Origin of the sequence: Sanguibacter biliveldensis (assembly GCF_033798665.1) — a bacterium.
In the GTDB taxonomy this organism is placed as follows: Bacteria; Actinomycetota; Actinomycetes; order Actinomycetales; family Cellulomonadaceae; genus Sanguibacter; species Sanguibacter inulinus.
The window spans coordinates 2,078,761-2,092,040 of the sequence record NZ_CP138359.1; the positions used below are offsets into that span (position 1 = coordinate 2,078,761).

Here is a 13,280-nt window from a genome sequence, read left to right on the forward strand (position 1 = left end):
CGTGGGTCACTCGAAGGGGGCCTTAAGGCCTTGATCTTCTGGCGTGGACGCCGATATGGGCCGGTTGGTCGGTGGTGAGGTTGAGGCGCGAGGCGGCCCAGCTCGTGCGGTGTGCTTGGCACACTTTTTCCGCAGGGCTGCACAGGTGTCGCACCTCACGCACGTCTGAGCGGGAATACCTTCCACCCCTCGATAGTTGAGGCGTAAACTACATGCAAACGCATACATCTAAGGAGCTGGGCACCATGATGCAGTTCGGGATCTTCACGGTCGGCGACGTCACCCCCGACCCGACCACAGGCCGCACCCCCACCGAGAACGAGCGCATCAAGGCGACGATCGCGATCGCCCGCAAGGCCGAAGAGGTCGGGCTCGACGTCTTCGCGACGGGCGAGCACCACAACCCGCCCTTCGTGCCCTCCTCCCCCACGACCACCCTCGCCTTCATCGCGGCGCAGACCGAGCGCATCCTGCTCTCGACCTCCACGACGCTCATCACGACGAACGACCCCGTGAAGATCGCCGAGGACTACGCGACTCTCCAGCACCTCGCCGACGGCCGGATGGACCTCATGATGGGCCGCGGCAACACCGGTCCCGTCTACCCGTGGTTCGGCAAGGACATCCGCTCTGGGCTCAACCTCGCGATCGAGAACTACGCGCTGCTGCACCGCCTGTGGCGCGAAGACGTCGTCGACTGGGAGGGGAAGTTCCGCACTCCGCTGCAGAGCTTCACCTCGACCCCGCGCCCCCTCGACGGCGTGGCACCCTTCGTCTGGCACGGGTCGATCCGGACCCCGGAGATCGCCGAGCAGGCTGCGTACTACGGCGACGGCTATTTCCACAACAACATCTTCTGGCCGATCGAGCACACGAAGCAGATGGTCTCGCTCTACCGCCAGCGCTTCGAGCACTACGGCCACGGCACGGCCGACCAGGCGATCGTCGGGCTCGGCGGCCAGGTCTTCATGCGCAAGAACTCCCAGGACGCACGTCGCGAGTTCCGCCCGTACTTCGACAACGCCCCGGTCTACGGCCACGGCCCGTCGATGGAGGACTTCACGGCTCAGACCCCGCTGACCGTCGGCAGCCCGCAGGAGGTCATCGACCGCTACGCCGCCATGCGCGACCACGTCGGCGACTACCAGCGCCAGCTGTTCCTCATGGACCACGCCGGCCTGCCGCTCAAGACGGTCCTCGAGCAGCTCGACATGCTCGGCGAAGAGGTCGTGCCGGTGCTCCGCAAGGAGCTGGCCGTCGGACGCCCGGCGCACGTCCCGGACGCCCCGACCCACGCGTCCCTCGTGGCGAAGGCCGGTGGAGCGCACGACTCCACGGTCTACGCACCCGCAGACGACGTCACGGGCGCCTCGCCCGTCGCCGCACGATGACCACGACCGAGGTCGTCCGGTCTCCGGGCCGGGCGGCCGCGGGCTCGTCAGTCGCGGGCCGGGCAGTCGCGGGCTCGTCAGTCGCGGGCTCGTCGGCCGCGACCAGGGCCTCCGTCGACGGCCGTCTCGCGGCAGCGTCGTGGGAGGCGCTGTTCCGGGCTCAGGTCGCGCTCATGCGCAGGTTCTCCGCCGACGACATCTGGCACCCGGTGAGCATGCGCGAGTACGACGTGCTGTTCACCCTGACCTCAGCGCCGGCGGGTCTACGTCTCAACGAGCTGAACCGCGAGGTGCTCGTCACCCAGCCGTCCCTGAGCCGGATGGTCGAACGCCTCGAGTCCAAGGGGCTCGTCACGCGGTGCGCCGCGGAGGGAGACCGTCGCGGCACCCTCATCCGTCTGACGGACGAGGGCGCTGCGCTCCAGAAGGAGATCGGGCGCCGGCACGTGCGCAGCATCCGCAAGTACCTCGAGCCCGCACTCGACGAGCAGCAGCTGACGATGCTGCTCGACCTCTGCACCACGCTGCGGACCGCCCAGGACTCGATCCCCGACTGAGGGCACGACCGTGACGGCAGACGCGCAGTCGCGGACTGCCGCCGGTCACCATGCTCAGCCCGCGCTGTCACCAGCCCGGCCGTCATGCACCACGTCGCACGCCTCGCACGCCTCGCACGCCTCGCACGCCTCGCACGCCTCGCACGCCTCGCACGCCAGGGCATCTTCACCATCCTTCACGAACCCGCAGGAGCCACCATGAACACCCGCACACTCGTCGCCATCTCGGCAGGCCTGAGCCAGCCGTCCTCCACCCGCCTGCTCGCCGACCGTCTCGTGGCCGACACCGTCACCGACCTCGAGCGGCGCGGTGTCGCCGTCGAGCTCCGGACGGTCGACCTGCGCGACCTCGCGCACGACATCACCGACAACCTGCTGACAGGCTTCCCCTCTCCGCGTCTCAAGGAGGTCGTCGAGGCCGTCGAGCACGCCGACGGGGTCATCGCGGTCACGCCGATCTTCACGGCGTCGTACTCGGGCCTGTTCAAGAGCTTCGTGGACATCCTGGACTCCAAGGCGCTCGTCGGGACGCCTGTCCTGCTCGGGGCAACTGCTGGGACCGCCCGTCACTCGCTCGCCCTCGACCACGCGCTGCGGCCGCTCTTCGCATACCTGCGGGCCGTCGTGGCACCGACCGCAGTCTTCGCGGCCTCCGAGGACTGGGGCTCCGGCGACGCCTCGACAGGCGAGCTGGCGTCGCGCATCACCCGGGGCGCCGGGGAGCTGGCGGCTCTCGTGGCCGCCCACGAGCCGACGTCGGCAGTCCCTGACCTCCTGGCAGGTCTCGTGCCCTTCGAGCAGCAGCTCGCCGGTGGCGCCTGAGCTACCGGGGCCGGTGCCTGACATTCTTTCCTGACCCGGGTCATCCCGTCGCAGACGTGACTCAGCAGACTGCGGTGTGTGGTATCAGGAAGTTCGCGACCAGCGTAAACTTGTGCGTCGAGGCGAGGTTCGACGACGCACCAGGTCCTCCACCTCTCCTACCGCTGTCGAGCAGGGACTCCGTGACACTGAACATCTGGCTCAACCGCACCTACGCGACCAACTACTGGTTCCTGCAGATGCTCCGCTCCAACCCGGACAACACGCCCGTCCGGCTCTTCGCCACCCACACCGACGAGACGTCTCCTGTGCTCCAGGCAGCCGACGTCACGCAGATCGAGCCGCGCCTCTCCGGTGACGCCTACGTCGACTGGGCGCTGACCTTCTGCCAGCAGCACGCGATCGACGTGCTGCTGCCCGGCAAGGAGATGCTCGCGATCGCGCAGCGCGCGGCCGAGTTCGCCGCGATCGGTGTGCACGTGCTCGCCTCCCCCGCCGCGTCGATCGCGCTGCTCGACGACAAGGACGCGACCTACGCGTCGGCGTCAGCGCTCGGGGTGCCGGTGCCACCGTGGCGCACGGCCCAGGGGGCGGACGCCTTCGTCGACGCCGTCGCGTCGCTGCGTGCCGAGCTGGAGGCCGACGAGGTCGTCTGCATCAAGCCGCTCCAGGGTGTCGGTGCCGAGGGCTTCCGCATCCTCGACGACTCGGTCGCCTCCCTCGACGACCTGCTCGCCGCCCCCGCGCACAAGATCCGCACCGACGAGGTCGCCTTCGCCCTCGAGCGTGCCGCAGCAGCCGGCCGCGAGCTGCCGACCTTCATGGTGCTGCCGTACATGGCGTCCCCGGAGATCAGCGTCGACTGCCTCTCGACGCCCTTCGGCGAGACCCTCGCGGCGCTCCCTCGCGCCAAGTCCGGGCGCAAGCGCACCTTCCTCGACGACGAGCCGCGCGCCGTGGAGATCGCCCACAGGATGGTCGACTCCTACCAGCTCGCGTACCTGACCAACACGCAGCTGCGCTGGTGGCGGGGAGAGCTCGCGCTCCTCGAGGTGAACACCCGACCGTCAGGTGGGCTGTACGCCGCCTCGCTCACCGGGCTCAACCTGCCGTGGGCCGCCGTGAGGCTCGCGATGGACGGCACGTACCCCGTGCTCGAACCTCAGCTCGGGCACTCCTTCGTGTCCGTCGACACCGTGGTCTCGCTGCCCGCAGCCGTCGAGGCCCCCGTGACGAACCTCAACCCGCTGCGCACGGCCGAGCCTCTCGTCACGGGTCGGACGCTCGCAGACGTCGTCTGAGGAAGGGCTGCCGTCGTCTGAGGTGGGGTTGCCGTCGTCTGAGGTGGGGTTGCCGTCGTCTGAGGTGGGGTTGCCGTCGTCTCGAGCACTGCAGTCGTCTGGGGTTCCGCACGCCGACGGCGGCTCCCTCGTCGAGAAGGAGCCGCCGTCGTCGTGCAGCGTCTAGGTGTTGCTGGTCTAGGTGTAGCTCGTCCAGAGGTCGCTCGCCCGGACACTCTTCGCCCGGGCATCACTCACCCCGACGCCGCTCGTCCAGACCGTCGTGCTCAGCCAGATCGTCGTGCTCAGCCTCAGAGGTCGAACTCGGTCGGGGCGATCCCGACGGCGAAGCACGCCTCCCGGACGGCCAGCCGCTCGTGCTCGTCGAAGGTGCCGTCGGCACCGCCGATGATCACGCCGATCTGCAGGACGGCGCGTGCCTGGTCCTGCTTCGGCTTGAGCTTGGAGATCGCGCTGATGGCCTCGACCTTGCCGAAGTCGTAGTCGCGCTCGAGACGGTCGCAGAAGTGGTCGAACTTCTCCTTGAGCTCAGCCGGCGGGAAGACGGCGAGCACGTCGTTGCTCATGATGAGCGCGGCAGTCTTCTGACGCTCGGCGGGGTCGATCGACCCGTCGGCGGCGGCGATGAGCGCGCACATCGCCATGCTGCCGTTGGCGAAGTCCTTGTTCTTGAACTGCTTGGTCTTCGTCGAGAGCTGCTCGCTCATCTCCGAGGTCTTCGTCTTGAGCTGGTCCCAGAACGCCATGGATGTCCTCCGCGTAGGTGGTGACGTGGGCTCTCGCCCGCGATGCTGTCGCTGCGGCGACGCCGCAGGACCCGTCGCATCGTAACCCCCTGCGCTGGGCAGATGCCTGGCGCGGCCATGGGGAGAACAGCCCGGGTGCGGTCACGCTGGCCGAGATCTTCGTGACGTCAGCACGATCAGGCCTGAGACACGAGGCCCGAGGCGCGAGGCACGAGGCGGCGCCGGCTGCCGGTCAGCCGGTCGGCCGGTCGTCCGAGCGGCCGGTCGGTCGGTCGGCCGAGCGGCGCCGCTCACCTGGTCCGGCGGCCCGCCGTGGCACACGCCGTCGCGAGAGCCTCGAGCGCCAGGTCGACGGCCTCGGCCGTCGCGCTGCGTCCGGTGTGGTTGATCCGCACGAGCCGTCCGGCGAGCGAGCCGGGGCCGGCGACGACCAGGCCTCGGCCTGCGGCCACGGCAGCCTCGGTGAAGGCTCGAGGGTCGACGTCCTCAGGCACGGCGACGGTCGTGACGACCGACGCATAGCCCTGCGGTCCGCGCTGCCAGGGCCTGAGCCCGAGGTCTGCGAGACCAGCACGCGCCCGCGACGCCGCAGCCTCGTGACGTGCGACGACGGCAGGGAGTCCTTCGGTCTCGACTCTGTCGAGCGCAGCGCCGAGAGCACGGGTCTCGAGGACCGACGGGGTCCCCGGGATGACCGAGCGGTCCGTCCGCAACCAGCCGTCCCGCCAGTCGAGCAGGGAGAGCGACGAGCTCCGCAGCGGGGCCGGGTGGGACTCCGCGAGGTCCCACGCGCGGTCCGACACCGTCGCAGCGCTGATGCCGGCGGGCCCGGCGAGGGCCTTCTGCGGTCCGATCACGCAGACGTCGGCGCCCCAGGCGGTCGGGTCGACGGGTTCGGCACCGACCGAGGCGACGGCGTCGACGACCGTGACGACGCCCCGCTCGCGGGCGGCCCGCACGATCTCGGTGACGGGGTTCGACCCGCCTGTCGCGGCCTCGGCGTGGGCGAGGGCGAGCACCGCCACGTCCGGGTGGGCGTCGAGGGCCGCGACGACCTGCTCGACCGTCGCGACGGAGTCGAGCGCGCTCTCGACGTCGACCACTCGCGCGCCTGCGCGGCGCATCCAGTCGCCGAAGATCACGCCGTACGGTCCTGTCGCGACGTTGATCGCCGCCCGACCAGGTGCCGCCAGGGCCGTCGCGACAGCCTCGAGGGCGAGGATCGCCTCGGCCTGGAACACCACGACCGGGGCGTCGGAGCCGAGGAGCCGGGCGAGCTGCTGCTCGATGCCTGCGAGCGTCGACGGCAGGAGAGGCGCGGGGTCGAGCAGGTAGGCGTCGGGGTGGGCGGGGCGGGCGACGTGCGTCACGGCAGGTCCTCTGTCGTCTCGGGGAGCCGGTCTGCCTGGCGCAGGCGCGGTGCAGCGGCGAGCAGGGCCCGGCTGTAGGGGTGCTGGGGGCTGCGGAAGAAGGCGTCGGCAGGGGCGTCTTCGACGATCACGCCGTCGCGCATGACGACCACCGCGTCGCAGAGCCGGCGCACGACCGCGAGGTCGTGCGAGATCAGCACGACGGTCAGCCCGAGCCTCTCGCGCAGGTCGGCCAGGAGGTCGAGCACCGTGCGCTGGACGGAGACGTCGAGGGCCGAGGTGGGCTCGTCGGCGACGAGCACCTGAGGTTCGAGGGCGAGGGCCCGCGCGATCGCGACCCGTTGCCGCTGGCCACCGGAGAGCTGGCGCGGGCGGGCGTCGAGCACCTCGGGCGGGAGCCGCACGAGCTCGACCAGCTCGATGGTGCGGCTCCGCACCTGTCCGCGCGGCACGATCGAGTGGACGGACAAGAGCTCGCGCAGCACCTGCCCGACGGTCATGCGCGGGTTGAGCGAGGCGTAAGGGTCCTGGTAGACGACCTGCACTGCGCGCCGCTGCGCGATCGTCCGGGACGTGCCGGCCAGCACCTCGCCGTCGAGCAGCACCTCGCCACCTGCCGGGGCGAGCTCTCCGGCCACGGCCCGGGCCACCGAGGTCTTGCCAGACCCGGACTCGCCCACGATCCCGAGGACGCTGCCGGCCTCGACGCGCAGGCTGACACCGTGGACCACTCGGGTGCTGCCGTAGGCGATCTCGAGGTCGCGCAGCTCGAGACGCGGGGGGCGGGGACCCGGTGAGCGAGGGGCTTCGGGCCCTGCGGAGGCCTGGGCATGTCGAGCTCCCGTCGTCCCCTGCTGCTCGTGGTGCTCTGGTCTGCTCACGGCGCTCCTGCCTCGGGGATCTCGAGCACGGCGTCGAGCAGCGTGCGCGTGTACGGGTGCTGCGGCGCGCCGACCACCTGGTCGATCGTCCCGGACTCGACGACCCGACCGGCCTGCATCACCGAGACCGTGCTGCAGACCTGGCTGACGACAGCGAGGTCGTGGCTCACGAAGACCACCGTGAGGCCGCGGTCGACCCGCAGCCTCTCGATCAGCGCGAGCACCTGCGCCTGCACTGTGACGTCGAGCGCCGTCGTGGGCTCGTCGCAGAGCAGGACGTCGGGCTCGGCGGCCAGGGCGACGGCGAGCACGACGCGCTGGCGCTGGCCGCCGGAGAGCTCGTGCGGGTAGGAGCGCAGCCGACGCTCGGGGTCGGGGATGCCGACCTCCTCGAAGAGCTCGACGGCGCGGCGGCGTGCAGCCGCCTTGGTCATCCCCCGGACGTGACGGCAGACCTCCATGACCTGGCTGCCGACGGTCACGAGGGGGTCGAGGGCGCTCGACGGGTCCTGGAAGACCATGCCGAGCCGGCCTGTGACGCCGACGCTCCCGCCAGTGATCTCGACGCCGCGGGGCAGCAGACCGATCACGGAGCGCAGCGTGAGGCTCTTGCCCGAGCCCGACTCCCCGACCAGCCCGACAGCGGCGCCTGCCGAGACGTCGAGGTCGATGCCGTGCACGAGCGTGCCCGTCCGTGAGGCGATGGTCAGCCCGCGTACGGTGACGGCGTGGCCGGGTGCTGCGGCTGTCCTGGTCATGTCGCTGTCCCGATCATTCCGCTCTCCAGACGTCGGCGATGCCGTCGCCGAGGAGGGACAGCCCGATGCCCGTGTAGACGACGAGCGCCCCGGGGGCCACCGACAGCCACCACTGCGTGGAGATGAAGGCCTTGCCGTCGGTGATCATGGTCCCCCAGTCGGGGGTCGGCGGCTGGACACCGAGACCGAGGTAGCTGAGCGTGACGACCGCGACGATGACGAAGACGACGTCGTTCATCAGCAGCACGACGGCCTGGGTGAGGGTGTTCGGGAGGATGTGCCGCACGACCACCCTGCCGTGGGACAGGCCTCCGCCCCGTGCTGCGACCACCCAGGGGGACGCCCTGTAGACGGCGGTCGTGTTGCGCAGCACCCGTGCGTAGGTGACCCACCCGACGAGGGCGAGCGCCACGTAGATGCCCTTCTCCCCCGCGCCGACAGCGAAGACCACCGCGACGACGATCACGTAGAAGGGGAAGGCCACGACGGTGTCGACCACCCGGGCGACGACCCAGTCGAACCGGCCGCCGACGTAGCCGGCGACGGTGCCGAGCAGGACCCCCGTCACGAAGGGCACGACGACGGCGAGCCCCGCGATCCGCAGATCGGTCCGCGCCCCGTAGAGCAGGCGTGAGTAGAGGTCGCGGCCGAGCTGGTCGGTCCCGAGCCAGTGCGCGGCCGACGGCCGCTGGAGACCGTTGAGCAGGTCTTGGGCGGCCGGGTCGTGGGTCGCGAGCAGCGGGGCGAAGACGGCAGCGACGACGATCGATGCCGTGATGACGACGCCCGCGACGAAGGCGGGGGTGCGCAGCGCGCGGCGCCACGTCGGGTCGGCGCGGCGGGCGATGCGTTCGGACCCCTCGCGCGGGTCGGTCTCGCCGGTGCCTGCCGGGTCGACGAGGGCGCCGGGGTGCTCTGGTCGGCCCGGCCGGTCTGCGGGCGGCTCGGCGGCGGCCGCGACGAGGTCAGCGCTCATGCCGCGATCCTGGTGCGTGGGTCGAGACGGTTGACGACGAGGTCGGTCAGAACCGTCACGAGGACGACGAGCACAGCGCAGAACAGGGCGACACCCTGCACGACCGGGAAGTCCCGGCTGCCGATCGAGTCGAACATCAGGGCGCCGAGCCCGTTGATCGCGAAGACCCGCTCGACCACGAGGGTCCCTCCGATCATGTAGGCGATGTTGAGGCCGAACAGGGTCACCGTCGGCAGGGCCGCGTTGCGCAGCACGTGCACCAGGACTCTCCGCCGTGGGAGACCTGCGGCGGTGAGCGTGGCGACGAAGTCGGCGTCGAGCACCTCGAGCAGCTGGGCCCGCAGCGTGCGGACCAGGACCGGGGTGAGCGACACGGCGACGGCTGCTGCTGGAAGCACGAGGCTGCGGATCCCCTGGTCACCGCCACCTGCGGGCAACCAGCCGAGGTTGACGGCGAAGACGAGGATCAGCAGGAGCCCGACCCAGAACGTCGGCATCGCGAGCCCGACCGCGGGGACCACGCGGATCACATGGTCGATCGCGCGGTCTTTGTGCAGGGCTGCGAGCAGCGCCAGCGGCACGACGAGGACGACCGTGAAGACGACCGAGAGCGCCACGATCTCCAGGCTCACCCCGACCCTGTCCAGGATCAGCTCACGGGTGGGGACCCCGTAGAGCAGCGAGGTCCCCGAGTCTCCGTGGACCACGACGCTCACGACGAAGCTCCACAGCTGGGCGAGCACCGGACGGTCCAGGCCGAGCTCGGCCTCGAGGTCGGCGACGGCCTGGTCGGTCGCCTGGTCGCCGAGGATCGCCGCGGCCGGACCGCCCGGGACGAGCCGCAGGAGGAAGAAGGTGGCCAGGACCACCCCGACGACCACGGGGACCACCGTGAGGACGGTGCGCCGCAGCCACCGGAGCGAACCCCGGGTCATCTACTGCTCGAGCCAGGTGTCCTGGAGGCGGACGCTGCCGTTGGGCAGGACCGTGAGGCCCTGGACCTTGGCCGACGAGGCCTTGATGTTCGACGGGTAGGACAGCGGGATGAAGGGAGCGTCGTCGGCGATCAGCTGCTGGATCTGCGAGTAGACCTGCGTGCGCTCGTCCCCGTCGGGCAGCGTGCGACCTTCGGTGATGAGCTGGGTGACCTCGTCGTTGGAGTAGTGCGTCCAGTAGCCGTTGGTCCCGCCCTCGGGGTCTGCCTGGAAGGTGACGATGCCGTTCGGGTCGGCGGCGTCGCTCGTCGCACCGTTGAGCATGAAGGAGTAGTCGAAGGCACGGAAGCGCTCACGGAAGGCCGCGAGGTCGATCGACTCGATCTGGACCGTGATGCCGATCTCGGCGAGCTGCGCCTGGATGATCTGTGCCTCCTGCGCGCGCAGGTCGTTGCCCGAGGCGATGAGCAGCGAGGTGCTGAACCCGTCGGGGTAGGCAGAGTCGGCGATCGCGTCCTTGGCTGCCTCGACGTCGTAGTCGAGGGTCGTGATCGAGTCGTCGTAGCCGGGGATCGACGGCGGCAGGACCGAGCCGGCGACCTCGGCGGTGCCGAAGCTGGTCGCCTGGACGATGCCCTCGCGGTCGAGGGCGTAGGAGACCGCGCGACGCACGTCGCGGTCCTTGAAGTGCTCGTCGAGGGTGTTGAAGAACAGCTCTTCGACCTGCCACCCGGGCGTGATGCTCACGGCGAGGGAGGTGTTCGACTGGAGCGTGGCGACGTTGGCGCTCGACACGGAGTCGATGACGTCGACCTGACCGGCCTGGAGCTGCGCGACGAGCTGGTTGTCGTCCTGGACGAGCCTGTAGACGACCTCGTCGAGGTACGGCTTGCCGTCCTGCCAGTAGCTCTCGTTGGCCGTGAAGGAGATGTCGCCGCCCTCGGTCCACTCGTCGACGACGAAGGGGCCTGTGCCGACAGGGTTCTTGAAGAACGTGGCCTCGTCGACGCCGCCGAGGTCCTTCGGCAGGATGCCGTTGGCGAACCCGGCGAGCTCGGCCGCGAAGGGGGTGTACGGGGCAGAGAGCGTGATGACGACAGTGTTCTCTCCCTGGGCCTCGATCGAGGTGATCGGGGCTCCGAGCGGGAGCGGCCCACCGATGTCGAGGTGGCGCTGGAGGGAGAAGACGACGTCGGCCGGGGTGAGCGGCGTGCCGTCGGAGAAGGTGACGCCGTCGCGCAGCGTGAAGGTCCAGACGAGGCCGTCGTCGCTCGAGGAGTACTCGCTCGCGAGCCACGGCTCGATCTGCCCCTCGGCGTCGAAGGCGAGCAGGGGCTCGAAGACCTTGTCGATCGCGAAGGCGTTGTTCGCGGTGATCTCGCGGTGCAGGTCGAGCGACGTCGGTGACTGCGTGCGGGCGAAGGTCAGGGTGCCGCCGGGCTGGGGCTCGGCAGAGGTGGTCTCGGTCGAGGCACCCGTCGAGGGGGTCGTCGCCGAGCCTCCCGAGTCTGCGTCCCCTGAGCCCGAGGAGCACGAACAGAGCGCGACGGCCAGGGCTGCCGACAGGGCGACCGCGGAGGCGGTCCGCGTCGTCGTCGTGCGTGTCATGGTCCGGGGGCGCGTGATGTTCACGTCGGTGCTTCCTGTCGTGTCAGCCGAGGGTTCTCGGCGGGGCCCGCGCGCGGAGGACTGCCACCCGGGAAGGGGCAGCGTACGCGGGGTGCTCGTCCGACGATTTCACGCTTCGGACGGCGTGGACAGCATCGTCCCACATGACGGGAAGGTTGGGCGCGCGGTAGGGCGACGGGGTCAGCAGGCGTCGGCCGGGGCGAGCGCCGAGGGAGTTGCCGTCGCGGCAGGCAGAGCAGCCGACGAGGAGACTTCGAGCGGGGCACGCACCGCACACACGGCGGACGCGGCAGGTCCGGCAGGTCCGGCAGGTCCGGCGGGGACTGCGCGGACTGCGGGGATGGCGCGGACTGCGGGGACGGCGCGGACTGCGGGGAACGAACCTCGCCACCTGATGGCCCGCCAGCACCCCAGTCAGCTGACAGCAGCCCCTCCGAGAAACACCGTCTCGACGGTTCGTGGGTCGCGGAGCACCGCAGTGTCGGTCGGGTCGCTCGTGAGCAGCACAGCGTCGAAGACCTGGCCCGGCTCGAGCACCCCGGACCCCCGACCGAGGAGCCGTGCGCCTGCCTGCGTGACTGCCACGAGCGCGCCGGCTGCTCCGAGACCAGCAGCCGCCAGGTGGTCGATCTCCGTGAGGTTGCGGCCGTGCTGGTCTGTCGTCCCGAAGTCGCTGCCCATCGCGACGGTCATGCCTGCCTCGACCGCACGACGGACCGCCCGCGGGTGCGCCTCGACGACTCGGGACGCTCGGGCGCGGACCCGCTCGGGCAGCTCTCCTCTGCGGGCCATCTCGGCGACCTCGCTGTAGATCGCGAGCGTCGGGACGAGCACGACACCGCGAGCCGCTCCGACGTCTGCCTGGCGCTCGGTGAGGAACATCCCGTGCTCGACGGAGGCCACCCCGGCGGCGATCGAGTGCGTCAGGGCGTCGCCGCCCCACGCGTGCACCATCACCCGCACGCCGAGCCCGGCAGCCTCGTCGACCACGGCCCGGAGGTCGCGCTCGTCGAAGGGCGACTCGTCCTCGGAGCCGTCGGGCGCCATCACTCCCCCGGTCGCGACCACCTTGATCCAGTCGGCACCCTCGGCCACGAGAGAGCGCACCCGGGCTCGGAGCGCGGCGGGGTCGCGGGCCAGCTCGTCGGTGATCGTCGCGACGGCCGTCTGCATCTGCGGGCCCACGAGACGACCGGCGACGAGGGCTTCGCGGATCGCGGACGCAGCACCACCCGCGTCGCGGACCGAGGTCACGCCCGCGCGCAGGGTGGCCGCAAGACCCGGGGCGGCACGTGAGAGGAGCGCGGCGTCGGCGCGGTCGGCGTCGGAGGCCATGGGGTGATCCGCGGCGGTGGCCCCAGCTCCGCCTTCGTCTCTGTCGTCGTCGTCTTCGTCTTCGTCTTCGGGGAGGAACGTGGTCCAACCGAGGTGGGTGTGGCAGTCGACCACGCCGGGCATGAGCCAACGCCCGGAGGCGTCGAGGTGGCGGACGGTTCCGGACCTTCGCCTGTCCGCAGCACCCTGCGACGGACCGCCGTCACTCGCACCTCGACCGATGCCGAGGCGCGCACCGTCGCTCTGCACGTCGTCCAAGGTCGCACCACCACTGTGCACGTCATGCCGAAACGTGCCGGGCACTCGCTCGTCACCGTGGCCCGCGCCCCCGCTCGGCCCGCCGATGACTCCCGTGCCGCCGCGCTCGACCGCGACGATCGTCCCGCCGACGACTGTCACCGTCGCCGGGGAGAACGTCCCGTCACGGTCCATCACCTGGGCGCCCGTGACGACGAGCGTCGCCTCGTCGTGGTGCTCTGGGCGGGGTCCGTGCGGGCTGGTGCTCATGGGTCCAGGACAGTACCAGCGCAGGGTGTCACGAGAGGCAGTGTTCTAGGGTTGCCCCGGGGCGCGACGCCC

12 protein-coding genes are annotated in these 13,280 nt (G+C 70.8%); 4 read left to right on the top strand and 8 right to left on the bottom strand.

The window, feature by feature from the left end; genetic code table 11:
- Nucleotides 1–248 precede the first annotated feature (248 nt).
- From SANBI_RS09120 to SANBI_RS09135, 4 genes are all read left to right on the top strand, one after another.
- Complete coding sequence (locus tag SANBI_RS09120) at nucleotides 249–1,391, top strand: LLM class flavin-dependent oxidoreductase (protein ID WP_319161232.1); 1,143 nt, start codon at nucleotides 249–251, stop codon at nucleotides 1,389–1,391.
- Nucleotides 1,388–1,948, top strand: a complete 561-nt coding sequence (locus tag SANBI_RS09125) for a MarR family winged helix-turn-helix transcriptional regulator (protein ID WP_319161014.1) — start codon at nucleotides 1,388–1,390, stop codon at nucleotides 1,946–1,948. The genes SANBI_RS09120 and SANBI_RS09125 overlap by 4 nt, the downstream gene beginning before the upstream one ends.
- Before the next feature lie 198 nt (nucleotides 1,949–2,146).
- Nucleotides 2,147–2,770, top strand: a complete 624-nt coding sequence (locus SANBI_RS09130; RefSeq protein ID WP_319161016.1) for an FMN reductase — start codon at nucleotides 2,147–2,149, stop codon at nucleotides 2,768–2,770.
- A gap of 182 nt (nucleotides 2,771–2,952) precedes the next feature.
- On the top strand, nucleotides 2,953–4,071 hold the full coding sequence (locus tag SANBI_RS09135; RefSeq protein ID WP_319161018.1) for an ATP-grasp domain-containing protein: 1,119 nt from the start codon (nucleotides 2,953–2,955) through the stop codon (nucleotides 4,069–4,071).
- A 290-nt stretch (nucleotides 4,072–4,361) separates the two neighbouring features.
- Here the strand turns inward: SANBI_RS09135 and SANBI_RS09140 are convergent, their stop codons facing one another.
- From SANBI_RS09140 to SANBI_RS09175, 8 genes are all read right to left on the bottom strand, one after another.
- Nucleotides 4,362–4,817, bottom strand: coding sequence for a tellurite resistance TerB family protein (locus SANBI_RS09140; RefSeq protein ID WP_056132874.1), 456 nt, complete (start codon nucleotides 4,815–4,817; stop codon nucleotides 4,362–4,364).
- Between the two features lie 290 nt (nucleotides 4,818–5,107).
- A complete protein-coding gene (locus tag SANBI_RS09145; RefSeq protein ID WP_319161022.1) occupies nucleotides 5,108–6,187 on the bottom strand; it encodes a pyridoxal-phosphate-dependent aminotransferase family protein in 1,080 nt (359 codons plus the stop codon).
- On the bottom strand, nucleotides 6,184–7,068 hold the full coding sequence (locus SANBI_RS09150; RefSeq protein ID WP_319161024.1) for an ABC transporter ATP-binding protein: 885 nt from the start codon (nucleotides 7,066–7,068) through the stop codon (nucleotides 6,184–6,186). The genes SANBI_RS09145 and SANBI_RS09150 overlap by 4 nt, the downstream gene beginning before the upstream one ends.
- Nucleotides 7,065–7,826: an ABC transporter ATP-binding protein gene (locus SANBI_RS09155; protein WP_319161027.1), complete on the bottom strand. Its 762-nt coding sequence runs from the start codon at nucleotides 7,824–7,826 to the stop codon at nucleotides 7,065–7,067. Before SANBI_RS09155 ends, SANBI_RS09150 begins: the two co-directional genes overlap by 4 nt.
- Before the next feature lie 13 nt (nucleotides 7,827–7,839).
- Nucleotides 7,840–8,802: an ABC transporter permease gene (locus SANBI_RS09160; protein ID WP_319161028.1), complete on the bottom strand. Its 963-nt coding sequence runs from the start codon at nucleotides 8,800–8,802 to the stop codon at nucleotides 7,840–7,842.
- Entirely contained in the window at nucleotides 8,799–9,737 is a 939-nt protein-coding gene (locus SANBI_RS09165; protein ID WP_319161031.1) for an ABC transporter permease, read from the bottom strand. The genes SANBI_RS09160 and SANBI_RS09165 overlap by 4 nt, the downstream gene beginning before the upstream one ends.
- Complete coding sequence (locus tag SANBI_RS09170) at nucleotides 9,738–11,369, bottom strand: ABC transporter substrate-binding protein (RefSeq protein WP_319161034.1); 1,632 nt, start codon at nucleotides 11,367–11,369, stop codon at nucleotides 9,738–9,740. It abuts the gene before it with no gap.
- 411 nt (nucleotides 11,370–11,780) lie between these two features.
- Nucleotides 11,781–13,208, bottom strand: coding sequence for an amidohydrolase family protein (locus SANBI_RS09175; protein WP_319161038.1), 1,428 nt, complete (start codon nucleotides 13,206–13,208; stop codon nucleotides 11,781–11,783).
- Nucleotides 13,209–13,280: the final 72 nt, after the last annotated feature.

Bases quoted from the DNA above. Each gene is read 5' to 3' on its own strand.
- SANBI_RS09120 (WP_319161232.1), top strand. From the start codon at position 249: ATGCAGTTCGGGATCTTCACGGTCGGCGACGTCACCCCCGACCCGACC.
- SANBI_RS09125 (WP_319161014.1), top strand. From the start codon at position 1,388: ATGACCACGACCGAGGTCGTCCGGTCTCCGGGCCGGGCGGCCGCGGGC.
- SANBI_RS09130 (WP_319161016.1), top strand. From the start codon at position 2,147: ATGAACACCCGCACACTCGTCGCCATCTCGGCAGGCCTGAGCCAGCCG.
- SANBI_RS09140 (WP_056132874.1), bottom strand. From the start codon at position 4,817: ATGGCGTTCTGGGACCAGCTCAAGACGAAGACCTCGGAGATGAGCGAG.
- SANBI_RS09155 (WP_319161027.1), bottom strand. From the start codon at position 7,826: ATGACCAGGACAGCCGCAGCACCCGGCCACGCCGTCACCGTACGCGGG.
- SANBI_RS09160 (WP_319161028.1), bottom strand. From the start codon at position 8,802: ATGAGCGCTGACCTCGTCGCGGCCGCCGCCGAGCCGCCCGCAGACCGG.
- SANBI_RS09165 (WP_319161031.1), bottom strand. From the start codon at position 9,737: ATGACCCGGGGTTCGCTCCGGTGGCTGCGGCGCACCGTCCTCACGGTG.
- SANBI_RS09175 (WP_319161038.1), bottom strand. From the start codon at position 13,208: ATGAGCACCAGCCCGCACGGACCCCGCCCAGAGCACCACGACGAGGCG.